We start from the raw sequence: 26,685 nt of genomic DNA on the forward strand, positions 1-26,685 counted from the left end.
CAGTTCTCATCGACTTGGATCACAGAGGAAGCGCTACCCTGCATGGGATAGCTTTCAGCCAGCGGACCATCAATGACCACGAACACTCTGTTTCCGACGGAAAAAAGCTTTTCCGCATCATGTGAAGTGTATGCATGCTCCGGAACGCGAACATAAACTTCACTTTCAGCCCCATATCCGGTCACTTCACCTTGTACCAGAAATGTGAGGGCAGCAGCATCATCTGTGGATACTTCCATGATTTCACCTTTTATGATGATTTCAGTGGATACTTCAGAAAGTATTGTCACCTTTTCCGCATCTCCCTGAGCCGGATAACTGGTCCGCAATGTGTCGGAGCTTTCGATTCTCACCAGATTCCCTACTGCCAGATCCTCTGATGCAGCCTCAGCGTGATCCGTCTGAATAATGGTGCTGTCAGTCAGGGTGAAACGGATCACACCTTCCGTAGCCTCATCCTGGCCGTTGTTCATGAAACTTCCGTCCACTAACATGGATGAACCATCGTCACTTTTTGTGAGACTGATGATGGTTCCCTCATACAAGGATGAAGGTTCATTTTTGAGAAAAAGCTGATATAAAGAAACGGCGGAAATGATGAAGATCAGGAGAGCCAGAATAATGTATTTTTTTGAACTGTCACCTCTGTCCATGTGGGATCCTCCTTACTGTGAAATTGAAGATACAATCTCTTTTCTTATTTTATACCACAGTCCGCCAAGGCTTATGTGACAGAATGCTTACATAAGAAGGATTCAATGAGAAAGAAGCAGCGCGGGAATTGGATGATGGAACAGCATGTGGATTGATGCTATAATTAATTGGTTATGAAGGTGGTGATAGAATGTCGTATGCTGGCATAGTTGTAAATAATGAAGCACTGTCCATGGATCGGATTTTCACTTATAGCGTGCCTGAAAATATGAGGGTTTCTGTAGGTCAAAGAGTCAAGGTTTCCTTTGGTCAGGGCAATAAGAGAATAGACGGGTTTGTCATGAGGATATCGGAAGAAGCGCCAGAAGGAGTCTCCAGGCTGAAGGAGATTCAAAGTGCTTATCCGGAAACTTATTTTGATGAAGATCAGGTGGAGTTCATTGAGACCTTAAGAAAAAAATATCTCGCCTCCTATCTGGATGTCATCAAGCTTCTGATACCAAGAGGGATTCTCAGTGGCATGAAATACAAAACCAGCGAAAAACTGTACTATGTAAAAGAAGCGGAGGGACGATACGATAAGATGCAGTATAGAGCCATCCTGGACCATGTTAAAGCAAACCAGGGGAAACTCATCAAAGCGGATCTGTCCAAAGCAGGATTTTCCGTAAGTTCCGTGAACACACTGCTCAAGCACGGATTCTTATCCGTCATGAGTGAAAATGACTATCGCTACAATATAGAAGAGTATGAGGCTTACAAAGCCAAAAATCTGAATGAAGAACAGCGCTATGCTGTGGAAAAAATAAAGAGTGCACCGGGAACTTATCTGCTTCATGGAATTACAGGCTCTGGAAAGACAGAAGTTTTTCTTGAGCTTATAAGACAGAACATCGAAAAGGGGTATGACAGCATCGTCCTCCTACCGGAAATCAGTCTGACACCCCAGATGATCGAAAGATTCAAGGGGAGATTCGGAAAAGACATCACCATTTTCCATTCCAGATTGAGTGATGGAGAAAGATATGACGAGTGGCATAGAGTAAGAAACGGAAAAGTGAAGATTGCCATAGGGGCACGTTCTGCGCTGTTTCTCCCTTTCAGAAACCTGAAGCTTGTGGTCATAGATGAAGAACATGAAAGCACCTATAAATCAGAGATGAATCCGAAATACAATGCCAAGGAAGTGGCAGAACACATGATGGATAAGAAGGCGGGACAGCTGGTTCTGGCTTCAGCTACACCTTCCGTGGAATCCTTCCATCGTGCAGAGAAAAACGAAATAGAACTGATTACTCTGCATAATAGGGCTACCAGTGGTGTACTCCCTTCTATGGAAATCGTGGATATGCGGGACGAGCTTATGAGCGGCAACCGCTCCATTTTTTCGAGAACACTTCTGGGGAAAATGAAAGATCGGCTGGACAAGAAGGAGCAGATCATACTGTTTCTCAATCGTAGAGGCTTTTCCACCTTTGTGTCCTGCAGATCATGCGGCTATGTATTCAAATGTGAGAACTGCGATATCAGCATGACCCATCACAGGGATAATTCTCTCATGTGTCATCAGTGCGGTGCGAGAAAGCATCTGCCCAAAACCTGCCCTGCATGTCAGTCGAAATACATCAAGCAGTTTGGTACGGGGACGGAAAAAGTGGAAGAATCCGTAAGGAAGTTCTTCCCGGATGCCCGAGTCATGAGAATGGACAGAGATACCACAAGGCAGAAGAATTCCTATGAGCTCATGTACAATGATTTCAAAAACAATGAATGTGACATACTCATCGGTACGCAGATGATCAGTAAAGGGCTGGATTTCAAGGATGTGACGCTGGTCGGTGTTCTTGCGGCGGATCTGTCACTGAATATGCCGGATTATCGGGCTTCCGAAAAGACATTTCAGCTCATCACCCAGGTGGCCGGGCGTGCTGGAAGAGGCGATAAGCCTGGTGAAGTGATCATACAAAGCTACAGTCCGGATAATTTCGCCATCACTTCGGCTCAGTCCCATAATTACAAGGGATTCTACAAAAGAGAAGTGGAAATGAGAGAAGCGTTGAATAATCCACCGTTTTCAAGACTTTTCTATCTGGTTTTCACTTCCGAGAAAGAGGAACTATTAATCAAAAATATACAATCTATTGGTGGAGTTTTAAGAAAACATTTGACAAAATATGATAATATAATTCTATTAGGACCCAGCCCGTGCATTATTTCGAAAATCAAGAACAATTACAGATGGCAGGTCCTCATAAAAGGAGAGATCCATGATGAGACGGCACTGGAAATCAGAAATCTCATCCAGGATGAGATGAAGTCGGTGTATAAAGACATCAAAGTCAGCATGGATCTGAATCCGAACAGTATGATGTAAATTTAAAGAAATAGGAGAAAAGAAATGGCATTAAGAGAAGTAAGATTGGTACCGGACAGTGTACTGAGAAAAGTGGCAAAACCTGTAAAGGAGATGACGCCGAGGCTTCAGACCCTGGTGAAGGACATGTACAACACCATGGACAGTGAAGACGGCATAGGGCTTGCCGGCCCGCAGGTTGGTATTCTGAAGAGAATATTCACTGTAGGAATCGGTGATATAAGACTCTGCTTTGTGAACCCTGAGGTTCTTGAAACCAGAGGAGAATATCTTGACGTGGAAGGATGCCTGTCCATTCCAGGGGAGACTGGTGTGGTGAGCAGACCCGAATATGTCAAAGTGAAGGCCATGAACGAGAAGAATGAAGCGTTCATCATTGAGGCGAAAAATCTTCTTGCAAGATGCATCCTGCATGAACTGGATCATCTGGATGGAGTACTGTTTACAGATAAACTTGTGGAAGTGGACGAAGATTTTGAACCGGAAGAGCAGAAAGAAGAGCTTCTGGTGAGTCTCACCTACACAGAGAAGGAGTAATGAATTTGAAAGTTGTTTTTATGGGAACACCTGATTTTGCGGTTCCTTCCCTGAAAGAGATGGATGACCGTTACGGCGTGGACCTGGTGGTGACACAGCCGGACAAGCAGAAAGGCAGAGGGAAGAAGCTTCAGTTCTCTCCTGTGAAGGAAGAGGCGCTGAAAAGAAATATCAGAGTGCTTCAGCCTCTGAAACTGAGAAATGATCGGGAGGTCATTGAAGAAATCAAGAGTCTGGAACCGGATTTCATCATCGTGGTTGCCTATGGTCAGATTCTAAGTGAAGAAGTCCTCTCCATTCCGAAATATGGCAGCATCAATCTTCATGCCAGTCTGCTCCCTAAACTGAGAGGTGCGGCCCCGCTGAATTTCGCGCTCATTGAAGGACATGAGGAAAGTGGATCCACCACCATGCTCATGAATAAAGGGCTGGATACGGGGGATATGATTCTGACAGACAGAGTTCCGCTGGATGATGAAATGAATGTGGAAAAGCTTCATGATCTGCTCAGCAGTCGTGGAGGAAAGCTTCTCATTGAAAGCATGGAAGGCCTGAAAGAGGGCCGTATTACACCTCGAAAACAGAACCATGAAGCGTCAACCTATGCACCACTGATCACGAAGGAAACCTGCGAAATCAGCTGGAACAGGTCCGCCAGGGAGATTCATAATCTTGTGAGAGGGTTGTCTCCTGTACCAGGAGCTTTTTCCTATATCGAAGAGAACAAAGTGAAGATCCTGGAAACCGAGGTGCTGGAGGGAAATGGAAGTGAACCAGGAACCATCCTTGAGGTAACACCAAAGGGAATCCAGGTGGCAACGGGCGATGGAGTCCTCCATATCCTGAAACTGCAGTATCCGGGAAAGAAACCCATGCTGGTGAGAGATTTTCTCAACGGAAATGAAATCACAGTGAAGAAATTTGAAAGGAGTGTTGATTAATGCTAATGCCATATGGTTTGGATCCAACGATTCTATTACTGATACCAGCCATGATCTTATCGATCTATGCGCAGAGTAAAATCAAGAGCGCTTATAATATCTACTCTAGAGAAGGGCTCAAGAGCGGTATGACCGGCGCTGAAGTAGCAAGAATGGTATTGGACCGTTCAGGCCTTCAGGATGTTGTCATCGAAAGAGTGGCAGGAAATCTGACGGATCACTATGACCCTAGAAAGAAAGTGCTGCGCCTATCATCAGATGTATACAGCAGACCGACCATCGCATCCGCTGGTGTTGCCGCCCATGAAGCGGGACACGCCATTCAGGATCAGGTGGACTATGGACCGCTGAAACTGAGATCCTTCATGGTGCCCTTCGCCTCCTTCGGTTCAAGGTTTTCCATGATCATCATCATCATCGGACTGATATTCGGCTTCACGGGTATGATCAGTCTTGGAATCGTTCTGTTCTCTCTGGTTGTGATGTTCCAGCTTTTCACACTGCCGGTGGAATTCAATGCTTCCAGCAGAGCGCTGGCAGTACTCGGGGACTATCAGATTCTGACAGCAGATGAAGTGCCCAAGGCGAAAAAAGTACTGGATGCGGCGGCGCTTACATATGTGGCTGCAGCGTTCTCATCCATCATGACCCTTGTAAGGTTACTGATTATTCGTGATAGAAGAAGATAGGAGATAAAAATATGGTTACCAACGCCAGAGAAGTTTCTGTGGATGTGTTAGGTAAAGTTCTGCATCAGGGGGCATATTCAAACATCGCTTTGGATCATGCCTTTTCTTCTGCCGATCTGAAAGAAGAAGATACAGGGCTCGTCACCGAAATCATCTACGGAACATTAAAATACCTGCTCGCCATCGATAAAATCATCGAGAAAAACTCCTCCATCGCGCTGAAGAAAATAGAGGAAGATGTACTGAATATTTTAAGGATTTCGATCTATCAGATGAAATATCTTGATCGGATTCCACCCTATGCGGTACTCAATGAAGCGGTGAATCTGACCAAGAAGAAGTCCAGAGGTGCTTCCGGATTCGTCAACGGTGTATTGAGAGGATATCTTCGTACACAGGATGAGAAAATGGAGTTCGGTTCGAACATGGAGAAAGACTCTTTCAACTTCTCTTTTCCGGTCTGGATGATCGAACTTTTCAAAGAGCAGTACGGAAAAGCCTATAAGAAGATTCTTGCGGGTCTGAATGAAAGGCCTGTGATCACCTATCGGGTGAATACACTGAAGATGACAAGAGAGGAAGCGCTGGAGCGGCTGCTTGAATTGGGGTATGATGCACGTGAAACCGCGATTTCACCCTATGGCATCGAAGTGAAAGGCGGAAAGTCTGTAGTCAGCAATCCGCTGTTTCAGCAGGGTGTTCTTACGGTGCAGGATGAAAGTTCCATGCTGGTGGCGCCACTGCTTGTGGAAGAAAACAGAAATTACATGGACCTGTGCTCTGCGCCTGGAGGGAAGACGACGCACATAGCGGAGCTTTCAGGCGATGAAGCGGAAGTTCATGCATTTGACATCTATGAAAGCAAAGTGAAGCTCATTGAAGAAAACAAGGAAAGACTGGGTCTGAAATCCATTCAAGTGGAAATCAACGATGGTCTGAATTACCTCAGTTCCTACAGTGAGAGTGCGAATGTGCTGCTGGATGCGCCTTGTTCAGGCCTTGGCATCATCAGAAAAAAGCCGGAAATCAAGTACACGAAGAATCTGAAAGAGCTGAATGAGCTTGTGAAGATTCAGCGGGCACTGCTTGAAACAGCCGCAGGCTATGTTCCTTCGGGAGGCATTCTTCTATATTCCACATGCACACTGAATAAGATGGAAAATGAGGAGAACATACGATGGTTTCTGGAAAATCATCCTGAGTTCACTCCAGTTCCGGTTGAACTGGGGGAACAGGATCATTTCCAGTATACGGAAGAAGGCTTTCTCACCATACTGCCAGGGAAGACCATGGACGGTTTTTTCATCAGCAGAGTAAGAAAAAAATAATTTTCACGACTTCTGTAGATGTTGGAAATGGCTGATACAGAGGTCTTTTTTGAAATACTAAGAATAATTTAAAGAAATTTAACATTTTTTATGATAAAATGTCCATGTTTATAAAAAACGTTTTTGACAGGAAGAACATGTTTCCGGTGACGAAACACAAGAAAAGGAAGTAATGATGGAATATATATTTGATTATTCTCTGGATGAGCTCAAAGCCTGGTTTAAAGACCATGGAGAGAGCGCATTCAGAGCGAAGCAGGTCTATGATTATCTGTATAAGGGAGTCACAGACATCGATGAGATGAAAAATGTGAATACAAGCGCCAGAGAGAAGCTGAAGGAACATTTCAGAGTCACTCTCCCGAAGGTCCTGGACCAGAGAATATCCAAAGATGGAACAGTGAAGATGCTGATGCTTCTTGAAGACCAGAACATCATAGAGACGGTGATCATGAAGTATCACTATGGATATTCAGTATGCGTTTCATCCCAGATCGGCTGTAAAATGGGATGTACGTTCTGTGCATCGACAAAAGACGGCATGGTGAGAAATCTGAGCGCAGGTGAAATTCTTTCCCAGGTGATCGCATCCTCCGTACTGGTAGGTGAGAGGATCTCCCATGTAGTACTCATGGGTTCGGGAGAGCCGCTGGATAATTTTGATCAGGTGATGAAATTTCTCGACCTGATCCATGCAAAGGAAGGACTGAATCTTTCTCATCGCAACATCACCATATCCACCTGCGGACTGGTGGACAGGATCAATGAGCTGGCCGACAGGCAGCTGCAGATCACGCTGGCGATTTCGCTGCATGAAACGACAGATGAGAAAAGAAAGCAAATCATGCCTATAGCAAATAAATATAGTATCCATGACATCTTAAATAGTGTAAAATATTATATGAGCAAGACAGGCAGGAGAGTTTCATTCGAATATGCTCTCGTGAAAGGTTCGAATGATCGTGAAGAGGATGCGGAAGCTTTGGCGAAACTGCTGAAGGGGATGAAGGTTCATGTGAATCTGATTCCGGTCAATACGATCAAAGAGATGCTGTATCTGCCTTCATCCAACGAATCCATCCAAAGATTCAAGGATATTCTGATTCGCCACGGCATTGAGGCTACAGTGCGAAGAGAGATGGGATCTGACATCGATGCCGCCTGCGGGCAATTAAGAAGAAGCTATCTGGAGAACAAGTAGCTTGTGCAAGGAGACTGTTATGATAGAAAGGATTTCTGATATCGGAAATATTAGAGAACTGAACGAGGATACCTTCGGTGTTCTCGAGGGAAAGTATTTTAACCTGTTTATCATCTGCGATGGTATGGGTGGGCATAATGCCGGAGAAGTTGCAAGCAAGATGGCCAAGGACACGATTCTCGAAGCCATGGAACATGATCTTCATGAATCCCCTGTCGAGGCGCTGGTTTCAGCGATAAAAGAGGCGAACCGGAAGATTTTCGAGCGATCCTCTTCAGAGAAGACAATGAGCGGGATGGGTACAACTGTCACAACAGCGGTATCCTATGACGGTAAGCTGGATATAGCCCACGTAGGAGACAGTTCTCTCTACATCATAAGAGGCAATGAAATCAGGAAGATCACCAAAGATCATAGTTATGTGCAGGAGCTTGTCGATTCCGGGAAGATCAGACAGAATGATGCCAGGCATCATCCCAATAAGAACATTATTACTAGAGCTGTGGGAACTAACGCTGATGTAGCTGTGGATACATATAGACTGAATACAGAGAAGGATGATATTTTCGTCCTGTGTACGGACGGACTGACAGATTATCTTTCCGATGAAGAAATCCTGAATGAAGTGACTAGCCATGAAAACAAAAAGGATTCGATTGCTTCTTTGGCGGACATAGCCAAGGAAAGAGGCGGAAAAGATAATATAACGCTAGTAATATTTGGAGGCGAAGCGCTTAAATGATAGGTAGAATTTTAGGAAGCAGATACGAAATCACTGAGAAAATTGCTCAAGGCGGCATGTCAGTAGTATATAAAGCTTTAGATCTGAATCTGAACCGATATGATGCGGTTAAGGTTTTGAAAGAAGAATTTTCAACAAACAAAGACATATTGGAAAGGTTCAAGCAGGAAGCGAATGCGGTGGCTTTTCTTTCCCATCCCAACATTGTGAACATCTTCAACGTAGGAAGTGAAGGGAATATCCATTATATCGTCATGGAGTACGTGAAGGGGAAGACGCTGAAAGAAATAATCAGAGAACAGGGCAGCCTTTCCAACGAAGGAATACTCAATTACTCCTATCAGATTGCAAGAGCGCTGGAGTCAGCACACAACAGCAATATCATACATCGTGACATCAAACCGCATAACATCATCGTCACCAAGGACGATCTGGTGAAGGTCACGGATTTCGGCATAGCAAAGCATTCCGATTCCGCAACCATCACCAACTCCGGGAAAATCATCGGTTCAGCGCATTATTTCTCTCCTGAACAGGCAAGAGGAAACATGACTGACAGAAGATCAGACATTTATTCCCTGGGTATTGTAATGTATGAGATGGCTACCGGGAAAGTTCCTTTTGATGCGGAAAGCCCTATCACCATTGCGCTGAAGCATATGCAGGAACCTCTACCGTCACCGAAGAAGGATAATCCTGAAATCAGTGATGGACTGGAAAAGGTGATTCTGAAAGCTACAGCCAAGAATCCCATAGACCGATATCAGAGAATAGAGGATATGATGATGGATCTTCGTACCCTCATGAATGGAGAAAGACTTGAACGAGTTTCAAGTGACAATACAGAAAATACACAAGTTATGGGTGCGGTTGTACCAGAAAGGATTGCCATGAAGAACGATATTTATGACGATGAAAAACCATCAAACAGCAAAAAGAAAGGACTTATAATAGGACTTGCGATGATACTTGTGGTAGTAGCCGGTGCGCTGATCGGAGATGCTGTTTTCAGCCGTTCCAATGATGACCCATCTGTAATTGCCGAAGAGGAAGAAGTTGCAGTACCGGATCTTGTCGGTATGACAAGCGCGGAAGCGGAAGCGGAACTGGAAGCACTGGGACTTGTTTATGAGGTCCAGTCCACAGAAACATCGGATCAGCCCGTGGACACGGTCTTACGAAGCATTCCGGAGATGGACACCATGGTGAAGAAAGGTGTGACCATATCAGTCATCCTCAGTGCAGGCGAAGAAAAACTCTTCGTGCCTGATATAACCGGAAGCACGCTGGAAGGCGCTGAAATCGTCCTTGGCAACAACGGATTCATTCTTGGTACGGTGAATGAGGACTATAGCGATACCGTTCCGCAAGGTGAGATCATCAGTCAGGATCCTATGGTGAATATGTCCATGCCTAAGGGAAGTGCAGTGAATGTGCTGGTGTCAAGAGGGCCGGAAATTGTTCTTTCCAATGTTCCGGATCTGGTTGGAAAAACAGAAAGAGAAGCGCAGGCGCTGCTGGAAGCCATTGGTCTCACCATTGGCACAGTCACGAAACAGCCTACTGGCAGCGAAGAGCAGAGCGGTAGAGTAGTGGAGCAGAGCATTCCAAAGGAAACCGAAGTGAAAGAAGGAACAAAGGTCAATATCACGGTCTACGAATATACTGAAGTGACCATTCCGTCCAATCTCATCGGAAAAACCGCAGGTGAAGTTATGAATATCTTAAGAGGACTGAACCTGAAACCTGAACTGGTGGATGGTACGCAGAACGGGGATATCGTTGTTGAAGTTACACCTTCGGGTGGAAACACTGTGGGGTATGGAACAACGGTGAGCGTTCTGGGTGAACCGGAACAGGAAGAACCTGTAGAAGAACCGGAAGAGCCTGAAGAACCGGTGGAAACACCTGCACCATAATACTGTCATCAGCCAGTGATAAGGGATTAACCTTTATCACTGGTTTTTCATGCGCAAATCATCTTTTGGTTAAACAATTGCCTGGAAATGGTTTATAATGAGGGTAGCAATCAAAACGAGTAAAGGAATGATGCAATGGAAGGTATAATTATCAAAGGAATTGCCGGGTTCTATTATGTGAGAACCAGTGAAGGCGTTCTGGAATGCAAGGCCAGAGGAATATTCAGAAAGAACAATGTGACACCTATGGTAGGGGACCGTGTAACTGTCATAGCGGCACCGGAAGGGAATACGCTTGATAAGATCCACGAAAGAACATCCGAGCTTATGCGGCCTTTTGTGGCCAATATCAGCCAGGCGTACGTGGTTTTTGCGCTTCGGAATCCGGATATCAATTTCGAACTGCTGAACAAGTTTCTGGTCTATCTGGAAATGAAGCATATCGAGCCGGTGCTGGTGTTCAATAAAAGCGATCTGGCGACACAAGATGAGATGAATAGAATCAGAGAAGACTTCAAGGGAACCGGTTATCCGATCTATTTTATTGAAGCGAAGTCAGGACTGGGGCTCGACGATCTTTATGCGCAGCTGAAAGATCACATTACAGTGCTGTGTGGTCCATCCGGGGCAGGGAAGTCTACACTTCTCAACAAGCTTTCAGGAAATGAAACGATGGAAACGGGTGCTATATCTGTAAGGCTGAATCGAGGTAAACATACTACAAGGCATAGCGAACTTATTGAAATCAATGATGCTCTCCTGGTAGATACCCCTGGATTCTCCACCATGGATTTCACCATGGAAGCGGAGGAGCTGAAGGATTATTTTCCTGAATTCTACGAATATGAAGGGGAATGCAGGTTCAATGGATGCAACCACAACCGCGAACCTGGCTGTAAAGTGAAAGAAGAAGTGGGTAAGACCATTTCCGAAGCGAGATATAATTATTATGTCAAATACTATAATGAATTATTTGAGGAGAACAAGAGAAAATGGTAAAAATTGCACCATCCATCCTGTCAGCGAATTTCGCTGATCTGGGTAGAGATATTGAGAAAACGATAGAAGCTGGAGCGGACTGGATTCATATAGATGTCATGGATGGGTCCTTTGTTCCGAATATCAGTTTCGGTATACCTGTAATGAAGGCGATCAGACCTCTGACCGATAAGTTGTTTGATGTTCATCTGATGATTGTGAATCCCAGCAGCTACATTGACGCTTTCGCCGATGCGGGTGCAGATCTGATCAATTTTCATTATGAAGCGGAAACACATATAGACAGAGCCATTGAAAAAATCAAGGCGAGAGGGCTGAAAGCGGGCATCACACTGAATCCTGCCACCCCTGTTTCTGTATTAAGCACTATTTTGCCTAAGCTGGATATGGTGCTCATCATGTCTGTGAATCCAGGGTTTGGAGGGCAGAGTTTCATTCCATACACATTGGACAAGGTGAGAGAGTTAAGAGAAATGGCAAATAAGATGAATCCGGATCTTCTGATAGAAATTGATGGAGGAATTGCGGAGAACACCATCAGATCAGCTGTAGAAGCAGGAGTGGATGTTGTTGTCGCAGGATCTGCGGTGTATAAGAACGGAGAAATCAGAAGGAATATCGAGGTCTTAAGGGAAGCGCTGAAATGAAGAAAGTGATCATTGTTTCAGGAGGGAAGAAGCCGAGCCTGTCTCTTTATGAATCTCTGTATGACGATACCTGCAGAATCATTGCGGTGGACAGCGGCGCAGAGTTTTTCAGGGAAAATGGAATCACGCCGCATGTGCTTCTAGGGGATTTCGATTCCATCACAGAGGAGACCCTGCGTTTCTTCGAAGGCAGGACAGAAGTTATACGGTATGATACGGTGAAGGATTTCACGGATACAGAGGCGGCTCTTGAAGAGGCATTCAAGGAGAAACCGGATGAGATTGTTCTCTTGGGATGTACAGGAAACAGGCTGGATCACTTCATCGGCAACCTGTCACTGCTGGAGAAAGCGCTGCGCAGAAGTGTAAAAGCGTTCATCATGGATGATCATAATAAGATCTTCATGATGGATAAGCCAGGAATCATTAAAAAGGAATTTGGAGACTATATCTCTTTTCAGGCCTTTAGAGGTCCTGTAAAAGGTTTTGGCGTCAAAGGGGTAAAGTACCCTTTATGGGATTATGAACTTGTCCTGGGCGATTCTATGAATGTTTCCAATGAATTTGTGGAGAAGTATATCTCGGTTACCTTCCAAGAAGGGATTCTGATGGTTTTCATGACGAAAGATTGATAGGCTGTTCCCATAAAAAATGAACTGGCGATTGATTCGTATAGAAGTGAATCAATCGCCGGTTCATTTTTCTCGAACAAAAAAAGAGTTACTATAAACTGAATTTCTTCAATCTATAGTAACTCTTTTTCAGAGTAAAATAGCCAGTCTGAAAGACCAGCTACAATTCTTTGCTCTGTTATATTGCTCTTTCTACCTTACCGGAACGTAGACATCTTGTACAAACGTTAACTCTCTGGGGAGTTCCGTTAACAACAGCACGTACTCTTTTTAGGTTTGGTGCCCATGTTCTCTTAGATTGTCTGTGTGAATGAGAATACTGTACACCAGCTACTACACCTTTATTACAGATATCGCATTTTCTTGCCATTAAAATACACCTCCTCCTGAGAGATCAAATCATCTCAAAAGCTTTTCAAATATTATTTGTTTTGAACAGATACCATTCTATCATAACTGATGACGGTAATGCAACATAATTTTAGCCTTTAATTTGTTTATATTGAAGTATGTTCAAAAATATAATATCATTATAGGGATAAGACCTTTGTTCGTCAATCGGCAAAGGAACACGAACGTCCCGCAGGGTCAAGTAAATGTATAATTGAAAACGCAAAGAGGGAATGAGGAGGAAATTTCATGATAGGATTAACGAACGAACAAGGACATATATCATATTCAGAAGATGTAATTGCAAACGTGGTAGGTCTCTCCACAATGGAATGCTATGGTGTTGTAGGTATGGCTTCGAAAAACACCAAAGATGGTCTATGGGAACTCATCAGAGTAGAGCACTTGAATAAGGGTGTGAAGATCAATGCGAAAAACAACGAATTGTCCATCGATCTGTTTGTAGTTGTGGAATACGGCACGAAGATTTCGGTCATCGCCAATAATATCATCAAGAAAGTAAGATACAATGTAGAGAACTATCTTGGACTGAAAGTGAATCATATTGTCGTGAATATTGAGGGAGTTCGATTCTAACCGGAATTTCTTAATTTTTATTAAGAAATTCTTAGATAAATTTGATTTTGAGTTATCCGGTTTAGTATAATAAGGATTGGTTTAATATTTTATGAATAAAACCCTAATTATAGGGTTTTATTAAAGTTTGATTTACTGAGTATAAATGGCGTGGGCATCTTTGATATTGTCCATATTTTGCAGGAGGAATATCGTATGAAATACAATAAAATCGATGGACAGCATTTTTTGAATATGGTGACCAATGCGAGCATCAGATTGGAAAATGAAAAGGCATATGTGGATTCACTGAATGTCTTCCCTGTTCCTGATGGAGATACAGGCACAAATATGTCCATGACCTTTACAGCTGCTGTTCAGGAAATTCAGAGCAGCAAATCCGCTTCCATAGGAGAAGTATCCAAGATCATGGCGAAAGGAGCACTTATGGGAGCCAGAGGAAACTCTGGGGTCATTCTTTCTCAGATTTTCAGAGGAATTGCGAAAGGGCTTGAAGGCAAAGAGGAAGTGAATCCTTATGAATTCGCCCTGAGTATCCTGGAAGGCTCAAAATCTGCGTACAGAGCGGTTATGAGACCGACTGAGGGAACTATACTGACAGTTATAAGAGAAGTGGGAGAGAAAGCTACGGAGTATCATACAGATGACATGACAGATCTGATGAGCAAAATCGTAGCCTATGCGGATGAAACACTGCAGAGAACTCCAGACCTGCTGCCGCAGCTCAAAGCTGCGAATGTTGTGGATTCAGGTGGCATGGGGCTTCTCATCATTCTTAAGGGAATGTACGAAGCGCTGGAAAGCGGCTTCCAGATGGCAGAAAAACTGGAAGAGAAGTCTTTCGATGAGTATGTTGCGGCAAGAGACACACACACAGAAATCACATTCGGCTACTGTACTGAATTTATCGTTCTGTCAGAACCGGATAACGGAGAATTCAAAGACTATCTTGAGACCATGGGTGATTCCATCGTCTATGTGGGGTATGACGACATCACGAAAGTTCATATCCATACCGATAATCCGGGGCTGGTTCTTGCTGAAGCGGCAAAACGTGGAGAGCTGACAAAAATCAAGATCGAGAATATGAGAGAGCAGCATAGAAATCTTCAGGAAACACCAGATGTGCACGAAGAAGTGAAAGCGGAAGCGGTTCAGCCGGTTGCGCAGAAGGAGAAGGAAAAATATGCGTTCATCTCTGTATCCATGGGGGACGGAATCAAGGATGTGTTCCATGACCTCGGTGTGAATTTTGTGATATCCGGGGGACAGACCATGAATCCTTCCACCCAGGATATCGTCAAGGCTGTAGAAGAAGCGAATGCGGAGTATGTCTTCATACTTCCGAACAACAAGAACATTATCATGGCGGCTAATCAGGCGAAGGAGATTTCAGGGAAGGAAGTTTATGTGATTCCCACAAAAACCATTCCTCAAGGTGTAGCGGCGCTGACGACCTTTAATCCGGAAGCGGATGCTGAAGCCAATTATGATGCGCTTATGGAAAGTCTTAAAACCGTAAAATCCGGATCGGTGACCTATGCAGTCAGAGATACTGAAATTGAGGGAAAAGAGGTCAAGCAGGGAGACTATCTGGGACTGATCGAAAACAAGATCAAACTGGTGAAAAGAGAACTGTATCCTCTTGTGGAAGAGCTCATTGAATCCATGGTGGACGAAGAAAGTTCCTCCATCACACTGTTTTATGGTGAAGATGTGAAAGAAGAAGAGTTTAATGAACTTGTAGAGCTTCTTGAAGAAAAGTATGAAGACCTGGATGTTATGAGTGTAGATGGGAAACAACCTCTGTACTACTTTATCATCGCGGTGGAATAAATTTGAAGAAGGCTTCGGCCTTCTTTTTTTTAGGAGGATTATATGGATATTTACGATTCCGTGGGCACCCTGAAAGGGGTTGGAGCAAAAACGAAAGAACAGCTGGAAAAAATGGGCATCGTGACCCTATTGGATCTTCTTCTTTATTTTCCTCGTGCATATGATACATACCATGAGGCGGATGATACTTATTTCAACGGAATGGATAAAGTGAAGCTGGAAGCGGAAGCGGTCCGCATCACAAAGCCTTTTCGGACGCGCACCGGAAAAACCATGACGACCATTTATTTCTCCACAGATTTCGGTCAGCTGAAAGCCTTGTTCTTCAATATGCCATACGTTTCCAATAATTATAAAATCGGCGAAAAATATGAACTGAAGGGAAAGTTCACAAAAAAAGGGAAGAACATCGAATGCATCAATCCGGTGATCAACAAGGACAAAGAGGAGATTGTGCCGGTATATTCTTCAGAAGGGAAAGTCACAGGAACACTGATCAAAAAACTGGTCAGGCAGATTCTTGAGCGGGTCATCATCAATGAGAATTTTCCCCGGCAGATTCTTGAAGAGGAAGACCTGATTTCTCTGGACGAGGCGGTCAGAAGTCTTCATTTTCCTGAAGATGAGAGAAAACTGGAAGATTCACTGAAAAGGATGAAATTCCAGGAGATGTTTTCCTATTCCATGAAAATCATGCTGTCCAAGACCAGAAGACTGGAAAATGAAGAAGGCATCTCCTTCAGCATGAGCAGGAGACTGAAAGAGCTGAAAGAGCAGATTCCCTTCAACATGACAGAGGCTCAGAACAGAGTCATCCGTGAAATCCTGAAAGATCAGAAGCGCACTTTTCCGATGAATCGCCTTCTCCAGGGAGATGTGGGATCAGGCAAGACCGTTGTTGCGCTGATTTCACTCTTCAATGTCATCGAAAACGGATATCAGGGCGCATTCATGGCTCCTACTGAAATCCTGGCGAAACAGCACTATGAAGAAGCGGTAAAGCTGCTTGGTCCTATGGGCGTTAATGTGGAGCTCCTGACCGGATCCACCAGGAAGTCGGATCGCCTGAGAATATCAGAGGATCTGGGTGCCGGAAAACCGCTGCTTATGATCGGAACCCATGCACTCATTGAGGAAAAGGTGAATTTCACAAAACTGGGAATGATCATCACGGATGAACAGCATCGGTTCGGCGTCAATCAGAGAGCAAAGCTTATCAATAAGAGCAAGACAGCTGAAGTGCTCGTCATGAGTGCAACACCAATTCCAAGAACCATGGCGCTTACCATCTATTCCGACCTGGATTTGTCGGTCATAGATGAGCTGCCAAAGGGAAGAAAAGAGATTAAAACGGTTCTTCTGGATGAGGGAAAGAGGAAAGCGTGCTATAGTAAGGTTCTTGAAGAAGTGAAAAACGGAAGGCAGGCGTACATCGTTACACCCCTCATAGACCTTGACGAAAACGGGGAGCTGAATTCCGTGGAAGGATTATATGACGAACTTTCCAAAGGTCATCTTAAGGGTATACGGTTGGGGTACCTGCATGGTAAAATGACTTCAAAGGAAAAGAATCAGGTCATGGAGTCCTTCAAGGATGGGAGAATTCAGGTTCTCATTGCAACGACTGTAATTGAGGTAGGGGTAAATGTGCCCAATGCCAGTGTCATGGTCATCGAAAATGCGGAGAGATTCGGTCTTGCTCAGCTGCACCAGCTAAGAGGGCGCGTAGGACGTGGCGAATATCAGTCCTACTGTATTATGGTGGCAAACATCAAAAGTCAGATCACAAGAGAAAGGCTGGAGATCATGGTGAAAAGCAATGACGGTTTTTTCATAGCCGAGGAGGATCTGAAGCAAAGGGGGACCGGACAGCTCTTTGGTGTCAACCAGAGCGGACACTCCGGACTCATCTTATCTAACCTTGCAATGGACTACGAACTTTTTCTGAAAGCGAACAGTTATGCGAAAAAAGTATATAACGGGAAACATCCCGAAGAAATCAGAATGAAGAATGAATTCCTGAAGAAGATTTCCAGAAGCATGAATTTTATTTGTCTGAATTAGAGGAGAATAGCAAATGAGAATAATTTCAGGTACTGCCAAGGGGAGGAAACTGCTCTCACCCAGGAATGAAGGCAGAATTACACAAAAAGGTGAAATGAGAGCGACAAGACCTACTCTTGATCGAGTGAAAGTGTCCATGTTCAATATCATCAATCCTAAGATCTATGGTGCAAGAGTACTGGATATGTTTGCCGGTACGGGGAGTCTTGGGCTTGAATGTGCAAGTCGAGGAGCGGATACAGTGATTCTCACCGAAAAATTCAAAGAGACCTATGATATTCTTGTGGAAAACATTAATCTTCTGGGTTTCACGGATTCATGCAAGGCATATCATAAAGATTCCTACGAATTCATAAAAAGTTCAGGGTCTAATGGAGAAAAGTTCGATATAATATTTGTAGACCCGCCTTATCTGAATAATATGGTGGAAGAATCCATCAGGCTCATCGAGAAATATGATCTTCTATCAGAAAATGGAGTGATTGTATCTAAATACGATAAAGATGAAAGTATTTATAAGCCCGATGGAAAATATGAACTGATAGATGAAAGAAAGTACGGAAAGACCATACTGGGATTCTATCAGCTGAGAATATGAGGAGATAATATGAAAATCGCTGTTTATCCAGGAAGTTTCGACCCGATCACCCTAGGACACATGGATATCATCACACGGTCATCCAGGCTTTTTGATAAGCTGATTGTGGCAGTATTGAAGAATGTTGATAAGAAAGGCCTGTTTACAATCGACGAGAGAGTTGGTATGATTGGTAAACTGGTAGAGAAATATGATAATATTGAAGTAGTAAGTTTTGAAGGTCTGCTGATTGACTTCATGGAAAGCATTGATGCGAAAATAATCGTGAAGGGTCTTCGCGTAGGACTGGATTTCGATTATGAGCTTCAGATGTCACATATGAATCGAAAACTTTCAAAAGACCGCGTGGAAACAATACTCTTGATGGCGAGTACGGAGTATTCTTATATCAGCTCTTCTTCTGTAAGGGAGATTCTGCATTTTAAGGGGGATATATCGAATTTTGTTCCAGGAGATATTGTTCAGGACATCTATAAAAAAGTTGGAATCGATGGAGGGGTAGTTTAATGAAAGAAAATTATGAAGTGACATCAAGAAGAATCGAGATTACTGGTCTTGTAGAAGTGCTGCAGGAAATTATAGATGATGGCTCCAAGATGCCGTTTTCTAAGAAGGTCATGGTTGATAAGGAAGAAATCGTGAACATTCTGGATGAAATCGTTCAGGTGATACCTGAAGATCTGAGAACAGCGCAATGGGTTCTGAGTGAAAAAGATCGTATTCTTACGGAAGCGAAAACGGAATATGAAAGAACCAAAGCGGAAGTGGATCGAATGATGAGAGAAAAAGTGGATAACCATGATATTGTAAAGGAAGCGAATATAAAGGCGCAGGAAATCATAAACAAGGCTCAGACAGAAGCGAAACTGGTTAAATTATCTGCAAGGGATTATGCGGATTCACTACTGTCAGATCTGGATTCTGAGATCAAGGAAAAGAATCAGCAGATGATGTTGAATTTCAAAAATCTCTTTGAAGGATTCGTTCAGGAATACAACAAGAATTTCAATACCACATCCAATACAATCAAAGAGAACATCAAAGAATTGAGAGAAATGAAATAGCAGATCAATGCAATTTCAACCGCAGAAACTCCATGTTAAGAGCCGAATCTTTTCATGGAGTTTCTGCTATGTATGGAAATCATTTCTGTTGTGTAAATTTAAATGGTCTAAAACTTCATTTTTTTCTCAAAATTTGATATAATAGTATTGTTGGGAGATAACACTAAAATACAGAATATATTTAGAATAACAATTTGATTGGTGAATGATATAAAAGCTGGTCCACTGAAATCTCTCGTATACGTTCTTTTTGTGGATAGTGATATGGTCTGCAACCTGATGTTTTGCGCAAGGGGGTAATTTAATGTTCGAAATTAATGATTATGTCATGTATGGTTTAACTGGAGCTTGCAAAGTTACAGATATTCGACGTGATGAAGAAGGTTACAACAAGGAAAGAAAATATTACATACTCAGTCCAATCAAGGAAACAGACTCCATCATCATGATTCCGATTATGAATAAAGATATCAACATGAGAAAAGTCATTTCGAAAGAAGAAGCGGAGCAGCTGCTGAGTCAGATGAAGGACAAGCAGATTGACTGGATTGATGACGCCAAGGAGAGAGCACGGGAGTATAATGAACTTCTGAAATCCGGGGACAGTGAATCATGGCTTCTGCTCATCAAGGCGCTGGCAGATGAAAAGCTGGAAAAAAAGGAAGAAGGAAAGAAGCTGTCATCCAGTGATGATATGATCTTGAAATCAGCAACAAACCTTCTGAGCGGAGAATTCTCCGTAGCGCTGGACATGGATGTGGATGATGTGATTCCGTATATAAAGAAATTTCTTTAAATAGCAGATCAGAACAAGAAGACAAGCGGCCTCTCCCTGTAAAACGGAGAAGCCGCTTGTCATTTTTTTCTGCTTGCAATAAGCGGAGAGATTAAAGATTGGATAGTTCCCGGTCAATCTCGATCATCTTCCCTCGAAGGTGCTCACTGATGGATCGAAGTTCGGAGAGAAAGTTCTGAATGTGCTCGAGATTCGAGGTGATTTTTCCTCGTATGCTCCAGTCCGAGAAGATGTTATCGAAGGCGATATCGAAAAATCTTTCTCCTCCCCCTATGTGCTCCATCTTGTTCTCAATGGCCAGATCCACATCCTGAAGTTCTTTCTGCATGATATCTGCAGCTGAGTTGATTTCAGCAATATGCTGATTGGCTTCATCCAGTCTTGAGTACTTCACGAGATCACCAATGATTCCACCACCAAAAAAGGTGTCATAAGTGGACCAGCTTTTGGCGCTGGAGAGTTTGCTCTCAGCCTCTAAAGAGAGAGCGGTCACATTTTCCACAGCTTTGATCGCCTCTACGATTTCTTTTCTCACATAGAAGAGTTCTTTCTTCTTCGCTTCGATTTCCTGAGATAAAGCGACTCCTTCGGGATAGGATACGAGGATGTGGGCTTTCAGTTCCGCGTGTTCTTTCTCAAGGTTCCGGATTTCACTGTGCTGACGTTCCATTTCTTTTTTGAGGTTCATCATGCTTGTATTCATTTCATCGTATCTGATTTTCGCAAGGAGATATTCTTCGGATTCCTTATCGATTTTCTCATCATAGGATCCGGAGATTTTAGAGAGAATCGACGAGATGGAAAGACCTTCCAATGCTTCCACATCTTTCTTTTCCTTCTTCATGATCTGCAGAAATGATTTCAGCTGGCTGTTTTTTTCTTCGAGCTGCTTCCGGTTGTCGCTGAGTTTGGATTTGAGCACCAGGATATCTTCCTGATAGCCCAGCAGTTTGTCGTATGCTTCATTATAATTCATCGTTCATCATGGTAAAGTATTACCTTTCCTCCTATTTATTATATGGTTAATTATACCATATAATAAAGTAAATGTAACCTATTATATGTAAGTTAACATGAAGAAAAGGGAACAGATGTCTGCTCCCTGGTTCACGTTTATTCAGCCGTTGAGAATCTCTCCGCCATTGACATGAAGGGTCTGGCCAGTCATGTAGGTTGATCCGTCAGAAGCGAGATAAACATATGCTTCAGCAAGTTCCACAGGTTGCCCGGGTCTTGCAAGAGGAACATTCTTTCCGAAATTCTCGACATCCTCACCACTGAAGGTGGAAGGGATCAGTGGTGTCCAGATCGGGCCTGGTGCAACCTGATTCACCCGTATTCTTCTTGAAGCCAGATTAAGGGAAAGCGAGCGCGTGAATGAGGAAATGGCTCCTTTGGTTGCGGAGTAATCGATCAGTCTGGGATTCCCAACAAAGGATGTGTTGGAGTTCGTATTGATGATTGATGCACCTTCTTTCAGGTGGGGAAGAGCTTCGCGTATCAGATAGAACATGGAAAATATATTGGTTCTGAAGGTACGCTCCAGCTGATCGTCTGTGATTTCCTCCAGAGAGTTCTGTGGGTGCTGCTCGGCGGCGTTGTTGACGATGATGTCGAGGCTGCCGAATTCTCTCAGTGTTTTTTCTATAATCTCTCTGGAAAAACCGCTTTTCCCCAGATCACCCTTCAGGAGGATGCATTTCGAACCATAATCTTCTATGATTTTCTTTGTTTTATCGGCATCATCATTTGAATCGTAATAGATGATGACCACATCAGCACCTTCTTTGGCAAAGGCGACCGAAATCGCCCGACCGATTCCGCTGTCTCCACCTGTCACGATGGCTACCTTGTCTTTCAGTCTTCCATATCCTTTATGGGTCGGGTTATCATATATCGGTTCAGGATCCATTTCAGACTCATCCACTGAATCCATATTCTGGTCTCTGATCTCTTCATCACGGGGCATATCATGATCCTTTAGCTCGTATTTCATCTGCGTTACCTCCTTGATCTGTTCAGTATCTTTGGGTTTTGCTTTTCATTGAGTTGCTGCATTTAGTCCAATATAGAATGCACTTATGAAGCAGTCGTTGAAATAGCTTTAAGATTCTGTGAAAAAACCGCCGGGTATGCCCCGACGGTTTTTCTATCTTAGTGACTTCGGATCTCTGAACCCTTTGAAATCCCATTGCGGATCATAGGCGGGGTTTCTCATGGCATAAATCAGGGAAGATTTCTGATCGATCTTCTGGAACGGATCAAGTTTCCGACCGAAATTATGCTCGAGTCCGATTTCCTTGTCTTTTCTCAGGGCTGCAAGGATCTCTTGCCCTTTCTCATTGAGTGCGAGAATTTTCACAGTCTCCGGTGTCTGCCTGCGGAGTGTTTCTATAGGTTCGAGGTCATAAGCTAGAAGAAACTGCATAAGGATTCGTGAGATTCTTGTGCGCGTATATCTTTTTGTCTTGATCTCATCAATGAATGATTCCAGTGAACCTTCTTTCAGGTGATTAAGATGTGACAGGATCCGGTTGTCGAGTCCTTCATTTGCTTCCTGTATGCGGATCAAAGAGTGATGCTCGGTGATGAGCCTGTAGATCAGGAAATCCTTGAAATCTTCATCGGAAATAAAGGGATAATTCCTCTTCTTCAGCTCTTCTATATACTCGAAGACCTTATCTGGAACAAATCCCTCAATGCTTTCATTGTTATGGATTTCATTTCTTAATGCTGTAGCGGAAGCGTATTCCTCTTCACTCAGTTCCAGGTCGTGATAGCCTTTTCCGATCCGCTGAACTGTGAATGGCTGGATTTTCGATCCTGTTCTCTTCATTGCTTTGAGGTATTCCACGCCGAGAATATTGTTTGGGTTCTGAATGAAATCCATATCTATCTGAGGAAGAAGTTTCTTAAGAGCCTGATTTCTTGCTTTGGGAAAGGAGTGCCCGCGCTGAAGTTCTTCTTTCAGCAGCTCCTTATATTCATCAGGTTCATGTGCAAGGATTTCAGCGATGGTGTTCAGGATATCAAGCCTTCCTTCTTCTGAGCCGAAAGATAGAAGGTGCACCCCGTTGAGTGCGTTTAGAATTCTGATGGATCCTTCCGCGAAAAATTCAGCCGATGACAGGGCATAGACGCCGGGAAGCTCCAGTACCAGATCAGCTCCTCCCAGAAGAGCCATTTCCGCTCTTCTGTATTTATCTATGATGGCGGGGAGTCCTCTCTGTACAAAGTTACCGGACATGAGCGCTATGACGTGAGTGGCTTTTCCGTCCGTTCTGGTCATTCTGATCTGATATTCATGTCCCTTGTGGAAAGGGTTATATTCCGAGATAATAGCGGCTATTCTCATAAGTGCATACTCCTTATTGTATTTCTACTTCATTTTAGCGCTTTCGACTTGAAAAGAACAGTTATAAAGATGTATTATATTATAAGGTATGTTGTTTAAAAAGTTAATGTAGAGATGAAAGGAGAATATTATGGATTTTGTGTCCAAGATGAAGGAACTTGCAAAAAGTGACCTGAAAAAAATCGTGCTCCCTGAAGGTAATGAAGAAAGAAACCTGAAGGCTGCGCAGATCATTCATTCTGAAGGAATAGCTGAGGTTATTCTAGTAGGGGCCAGAGATGAAGTTGAGGCCAACGCAAAGAAATTCGGTGTCAACATCGAAGGAATCACCATCGAAGATCCTGCAACTTCAGAAAGAACAAAAGGATATGCAGAAGGTTTATATGAGCTGAGAAAGAAGAAAGGTGTCACGGAGTCCATGGCTGAAAACATTGTACTGGATCCTATGTATTTCGCAACCATGATGGTTAAGAATGATGACGCGCATGGTATGGTATCCGGTGCGGTGCATACTACCGGAGATCTCTTAAGACCAGGTCTTCAGATCATTAAAACTGCCCCTGGGATCAGTGTGGTATCCTCATTCTTCATTATGCTTCTGAAGGACAAGAGCTTTGGAGAAGACGGACAGATGCTGTTTGCGGATTGTGCAGTGAATCCGAATCCCAATGCGGATGAACTTGCAGCCATTGCAGTTGCTACAGCCGAATCAGCGAAAAAGCTGATGAAATTCGACCCTAAGGTAGCCATGCTTTCCTTCTCCTCTTATGGAAGTGCAAAGCACGAACTGGTGACGAAGGTAGTAGAAGCGACAAAGAAGGCGCAGGAAATGAGACCTGATTTCATGATTGATGGAGAACTTCAGCTGGATGCAGCCATCGTGGAGGCGGTCGGAAAGAAGAAAGCAGCCTCATCACCAGTGGCAGGCAAAGCCAATGTGCTTGTATTCCCTGACCTCCAGGCAGGAAACATCGGTTACAAACTTGTGGAAAGACTTGCAGGGGCTGATGCCATCGGGCCTATATGTCAGGGCTTCGCAAAACCGATCAATGACCTTTCAAGAGGATGCAGCGTGGAAGATATTGTCAATGTTGTAGCAATTACAGCAGTACAGGCTCAGAACGCATAATAAAAAAATAAGATATAAAGGATGGAATCGGATTAATGAAAATTTTAGTAATCAACTGTGGTAGTTCATCACTGAAGTACCAGCTTATAGACATGGAGAATGAAAACTCCTTATCAACAGGACTTGTAGAGAGAATCGGCATTGAAGGTTCAAAGCTGACACAGAAAGTGGAAGGTAGAGAAAAGTATGTGCTTACAGTTCCTATGAAGAATCATAAGGATGCCATTGCCCATGTAATTGATACCTTACTGGATGAGGTTCAGGGTGTAATCAAGTCTTCTGACGAGATCGGAGCTGTGGGTCACAGAGTGGTTCATGGAGGCGAAAAGTACAGCAGTTCCGTCATCATTGATGATGAAGTGATGAAGGATCTTGAAGAATTCTCTGTACTGGCACCACTGCATAACCCACCAAACATCATCGGAATCAACGCCTGCAAGGAACTGATGCCTGATACGACCATGGTGGCGGTTTTCGATACGGCATTCCATCAGACCATGCCTGAAAAGGCGTTCCTTTATGGACTTCCTTATGAACTGTACAAGGAAAACCACATAAGAAAGTACGGCTTCCACGGTACAAGTCATAAATATGTATCTCAGAGAGCAGCGCAGATGCTGGATAAGGACCTGAAGGACCTTAAGCTGATCACATGTCATTTAGGAAATGGTGCTTCAGTAGCAGCTGTAAGAGGTGGCATATCTGTAGACACTTCCATGGGATTCACACCGCTTGAAGGACTCCTCATGGGAACAAGATGCGGAGACATCGACCCTGCCATCATTCCATATCTTATGGATGTGAAGGGATACAGCTATGATGAAGTGAACAACATCATGAACAAGAAATCCGGTGTTCTTGGACTTTCAGGCGTATCATCCGACTTCAGAGACATTGAAGATGCTGCTGCCGAAGGCAATGACAGAGCCAAACTGGCTCTTGATGTGTTCCATTACAGAGTCAAGAAGTACATCGGTTACTTCATGGCTGCCATGAATGGTGTCGATGCAGTGATCTTTACAGCTGGACTTGGCGAGAATGCGGTTGAGACCAGAGAAGAGATCATAACTGATCTGGAATGGTTCGGCATCGAGCTGGACAAGGAAAAGAATAAGGTCAGAGGAAAAGAGAAGATTGTTTCCACTGATGATTCAAAGGTGAAGATCATCGTGATTCCAACCAATGAAGAACTGATGATTGCAAGAGATACACTGTCACTGATAAAGTAAGAATATGAATGAAGTCTGCTGCGGATCCGAAACGGGGTCTGCAGCAGATTTTTTGCTTTTCAGTAAGAATGTATGAGACTAATTTTCAAAAATAGCCTTGAAAAATGTCAAACGATGCTATAAAATACACACATATAAGCAAACAAATAATAACATAGTTTGAGAGGTGTATGATGAAACAGGAATTGAAGCATCTGGATTTTTTAGCGGAATACTTCGAAGAAGGAAATGTCTTCCGGTGTGCCTATTGCGGTGAAAGCTTTGAGAAAGAGCGGATTTATCCTTATGAGGAGAAGCTCTATTCAGGGAAAGGAATGCTGGAGAAGCACCTGCTTATCCACGACATGGTGGAGGAAATACTGAAGCTGCCCAGAAGTGCCACAGGGCTGACAGAAGTGCAGGAAACCCTGATTCCCATGCTGCATCAGGGGATGAAGGACCAGGAAATCGCGGATGCACTTCAGATTTCTCCAAGTACGGTGAGAAATCATCGTTTCAGACTCAGGGAGAAGGAAAAGCAGGCAAGGATCTTCATTAAGCTCATGGAGAATCTTGAAATCAGAGGGGAAGAGCATATTGCGCCTCATAAAGGTGCCACCATGCTGGATGACCGCTATCAGATCACCAAAGCGGAAGAAGCGAAAGTCATAACGACCTATATGACAGAAGAAGGGGCTTTGAAGAGTTTTCCGGCCAGAGAGAAGAAAAAGATCGTTGTACTCAGGATGATCGCCCGGCAGTTCAAGGAGGGCAGACAGTATACCGAAAAGGAAGTGAACAGGGTCCTGATGAGAATCTATGAAGATTATGTACTTCTTAGAAGATACCTCATTGAATACGGTTTTCTGGACAGAACACGCAATGGCTCTATTTACATAAGAAAATAACCAGTGTATACTTAATGAACCATATGATGTTGAAGTGAATTTGAGGAAGGATAGAAAAACCTTGACTTTTGAAAATT

Annotated in this window: 26 protein-coding genes; 21 read left to right on the plus strand and 5 right to left on the minus strand. The window is 43.6% G+C overall.

Going from position 1 to position 26,685, the window contains the following annotated elements:
• On the minus strand, positions 1-653 hold a 653-nt coding region (locus tag ACHAL6_RS06385; RefSeq protein ID WP_395269416.1), incomplete at its 3' end, for a DUF3221 domain-containing protein.
• Between the two features lie 191 nt (positions 654-844).
• Here ACHAL6_RS06385 and priA point away from each other — a divergent pair.
• The 11 genes from priA (at position 845) to ACHAL6_RS06440 (ending at position 12,663) form a co-directional block, all read left to right on the plus strand.
• Positions 845-3,028, plus strand: a complete 2,184-nt coding sequence (gene priA / locus ACHAL6_RS06390) for a primosomal protein N' (protein WP_395269417.1) — start codon at positions 845-847, stop codon at positions 3,026-3,028.
• 24 nt (positions 3,029-3,052) lie between these two features.
• Positions 3,053-3,565, plus strand: a complete 513-nt coding sequence (def, locus tag ACHAL6_RS06395) for a peptide deformylase (protein ID WP_395269418.1) — start codon at positions 3,053-3,055, stop codon at positions 3,563-3,565.
• 5 nt (positions 3,566-3,570) lie between these two features.
• Positions 3,571-4,506, plus strand: coding sequence for a methionyl-tRNA formyltransferase (gene fmt, locus ACHAL6_RS06400; RefSeq protein ID WP_395269420.1), 936 nt, complete (start codon positions 3,571-3,573; stop codon positions 4,504-4,506).
• Positions 4,506-5,195: a zinc metallopeptidase gene (locus ACHAL6_RS06405; RefSeq protein ID WP_395269421.1), complete on the plus strand. Its 690-nt coding sequence runs from the start codon at positions 4,506-4,508 to the stop codon at positions 5,193-5,195. Before fmt ends, ACHAL6_RS06405 begins: the two co-directional genes overlap by 1 nt.
• Before the next feature lie 11 nt (positions 5,196-5,206).
• Positions 5,207-6,523: a 16S rRNA (cytosine(967)-C(5))-methyltransferase RsmB gene (rsmB, locus tag ACHAL6_RS06410; protein WP_395269423.1), complete on the plus strand. Its 1,317-nt coding sequence runs from the start codon at positions 5,207-5,209 to the stop codon at positions 6,521-6,523.
• Between the two features lie 175 nt (positions 6,524-6,698).
• Positions 6,699-7,724: a 23S rRNA (adenine(2503)-C(2))-methyltransferase RlmN gene (gene rlmN, locus ACHAL6_RS06415; protein ID WP_395269596.1), complete on the plus strand. Its 1,026-nt coding sequence runs from the start codon at positions 6,699-6,701 to the stop codon at positions 7,722-7,724.
• Positions 7,725-7,743: 19 nt separating this feature from the next.
• Entirely contained in the window at positions 7,744-8,466 is a 723-nt protein-coding gene (locus tag ACHAL6_RS06420) for a Stp1/IreP family PP2C-type Ser/Thr phosphatase (RefSeq protein ID WP_395269424.1), read from the plus strand.
• A complete protein-coding gene (gene pknB, locus ACHAL6_RS06425; protein ID WP_395269426.1) occupies positions 8,463-10,385 on the plus strand; it encodes a Stk1 family PASTA domain-containing Ser/Thr kinase in 1,923 nt (640 codons plus the stop codon). The genes ACHAL6_RS06420 and pknB overlap by 4 nt, the downstream gene beginning before the upstream one ends.
• Before the next feature lie 135 nt (positions 10,386-10,520).
• Positions 10,521-11,384 carry a ribosome small subunit-dependent GTPase A gene (gene rsgA, locus ACHAL6_RS06430; RefSeq protein WP_395269428.1) on the plus strand — a complete coding sequence of 288 codons (864 nt, stop codon included), beginning with the start codon at positions 10,521-10,523 and terminating at the stop codon, positions 11,382-11,384.
• Complete coding sequence (gene rpe, locus ACHAL6_RS06435; protein WP_395269430.1) at positions 11,378-12,031, plus strand: ribulose-phosphate 3-epimerase; 654 nt, start codon at positions 11,378-11,380, stop codon at positions 12,029-12,031. The genes rsgA and rpe overlap by 7 nt, the downstream gene beginning before the upstream one ends.
• Positions 12,028-12,663: a thiamine diphosphokinase gene (locus ACHAL6_RS06440; protein ID WP_395269432.1), complete on the plus strand. Its 636-nt coding sequence runs from the start codon at positions 12,028-12,030 to the stop codon at positions 12,661-12,663. The genes rpe and ACHAL6_RS06440 overlap by 4 nt, the downstream gene beginning before the upstream one ends.
• A 178-nt stretch (positions 12,664-12,841) precedes the next feature.
• Here ACHAL6_RS06440 and rpmB read toward each other — a convergent pair whose 3' ends face one another.
• A complete protein-coding gene (gene rpmB, locus ACHAL6_RS06445; protein ID WP_207598228.1) occupies positions 12,842-13,033 on the minus strand; it encodes a 50S ribosomal protein L28 in 192 nt (63 codons plus the stop codon).
• A gap of 269 nt (positions 13,034-13,302) precedes the next feature.
• On the opposite strand from rpmB, the gene ACHAL6_RS06450 reads away from it, so the two are divergent.
• From ACHAL6_RS06450 to ACHAL6_RS06480, 7 genes are all read left to right on the plus strand, one after another.
• Positions 13,303-13,650 (plus strand): Asp23/Gls24 family envelope stress response protein, encoded by a 348-nt coding sequence (locus ACHAL6_RS06450; protein WP_395269433.1) that lies wholly within the window; start codon positions 13,303-13,305, stop codon positions 13,648-13,650.
• 195 nt (positions 13,651-13,845) lie between these two features.
• Positions 13,846-15,486 carry a DAK2 domain-containing protein gene (locus ACHAL6_RS06455; protein WP_395269434.1) on the plus strand — a complete coding sequence of 547 codons (1,641 nt, stop codon included), beginning with the start codon at positions 13,846-13,848 and terminating at the stop codon, positions 15,484-15,486.
• A 42-nt stretch (positions 15,487-15,528) separates the two neighbouring features.
• Positions 15,529-17,550 carry an ATP-dependent DNA helicase RecG gene (recG, locus tag ACHAL6_RS06460; RefSeq protein WP_395269436.1) on the plus strand — a complete coding sequence of 674 codons (2,022 nt, stop codon included), beginning with the start codon at positions 15,529-15,531 and terminating at the stop codon, positions 17,548-17,550.
• Positions 17,551-17,563: 13 nt separating this feature from the next.
• Positions 17,564-18,148 carry a 16S rRNA (guanine(966)-N(2))-methyltransferase RsmD gene (gene rsmD, locus ACHAL6_RS06465; protein ID WP_395269437.1) on the plus strand — a complete coding sequence of 195 codons (585 nt, stop codon included), beginning with the start codon at positions 17,564-17,566 and terminating at the stop codon, positions 18,146-18,148.
• A gap of 9 nt (positions 18,149-18,157) precedes the next feature.
• Positions 18,158-18,655 carry a pantetheine-phosphate adenylyltransferase gene (gene coaD, locus ACHAL6_RS06470; RefSeq protein ID WP_395269439.1) on the plus strand — a complete coding sequence of 166 codons (498 nt, stop codon included), beginning with the start codon at positions 18,158-18,160 and terminating at the stop codon, positions 18,653-18,655.
• On the plus strand, positions 18,655-19,212 hold the full coding sequence (locus tag ACHAL6_RS06475; RefSeq protein ID WP_395269440.1) for an ATPase: 558 nt from the start codon (positions 18,655-18,657) through the stop codon (positions 19,210-19,212). Before coaD ends, ACHAL6_RS06475 begins: the two co-directional genes overlap by 1 nt.
• A gap of 304 nt (positions 19,213-19,516) precedes the next feature.
• Complete coding sequence (locus ACHAL6_RS06480) at positions 19,517-20,008, plus strand: CarD family transcriptional regulator (protein WP_395269442.1); 492 nt, start codon at positions 19,517-19,519, stop codon at positions 20,006-20,008.
• A gap of 91 nt (positions 20,009-20,099) precedes the next feature.
• On the opposite strand, the gene ACHAL6_RS06485 is transcribed toward ACHAL6_RS06480, so the two are convergent.
• The 3 genes from ACHAL6_RS06485 to ACHAL6_RS06495 all read right to left on the minus strand — a co-directional run bounded on the left by ACHAL6_RS06485 (position 20,100) and on the right by ACHAL6_RS06495 (position 23,363).
• Entirely contained in the window at positions 20,100-20,984 is an 885-nt protein-coding gene (locus ACHAL6_RS06485) for a hypothetical protein (RefSeq protein WP_395269443.1), read from the minus strand.
• Between the two features lie 141 nt (positions 20,985-21,125).
• Positions 21,126-22,004, minus strand: a complete 879-nt coding sequence (locus ACHAL6_RS06490; RefSeq protein WP_395269445.1) for an SDR family oxidoreductase — start codon at positions 22,002-22,004, stop codon at positions 21,126-21,128.
• Between the two features lie 153 nt (positions 22,005-22,157).
• Positions 22,158-23,363 (minus strand): nucleotidyltransferase, encoded by a 1,206-nt coding sequence (locus ACHAL6_RS06495; protein WP_395269447.1) that lies wholly within the window; start codon positions 23,361-23,363, stop codon positions 22,158-22,160.
• 130 nt (positions 23,364-23,493) lie between these two features.
• On the opposite strand from ACHAL6_RS06495, the gene pta reads away from it, so the two are divergent.
• The 3 genes from pta to ACHAL6_RS06510 all read left to right on the plus strand — a co-directional run bounded on the left by pta (position 23,494) and on the right by ACHAL6_RS06510 (position 26,608).
• The gene (gene pta / locus ACHAL6_RS06500; protein ID WP_395269448.1) at positions 23,494-24,492 is read left to right on the plus strand and encodes a phosphate acetyltransferase; all 999 of its coding nucleotides are present in this window, start codon (positions 23,494-23,496) and stop codon (positions 24,490-24,492) included.
• Positions 24,493-24,527: 35 nt separating this feature from the next.
• A complete protein-coding gene (locus ACHAL6_RS06505; RefSeq protein ID WP_395269449.1) occupies positions 24,528-25,721 on the plus strand; it encodes an acetate/propionate family kinase in 1,194 nt (397 codons plus the stop codon).
• 170 nt (positions 25,722-25,891) lie between these two features.
• The gene (locus ACHAL6_RS06510; protein ID WP_395269450.1) at positions 25,892-26,608 is read left to right on the plus strand and encodes a DUF2087 domain-containing protein; all 717 of its coding nucleotides are present in this window, start codon (positions 25,892-25,894) and stop codon (positions 26,606-26,608) included.
• The last annotated feature ends 77 nt before the right edge of the window (positions 26,609-26,685 follow it).

This window comes from Proteiniclasticum sp. C24MP (assembly GCF_043951855.1).
In the GTDB taxonomy this organism is placed as follows: domain Bacteria; phylum Bacillota; class Clostridia; order Clostridiales; family Clostridiaceae; genus Proteiniclasticum.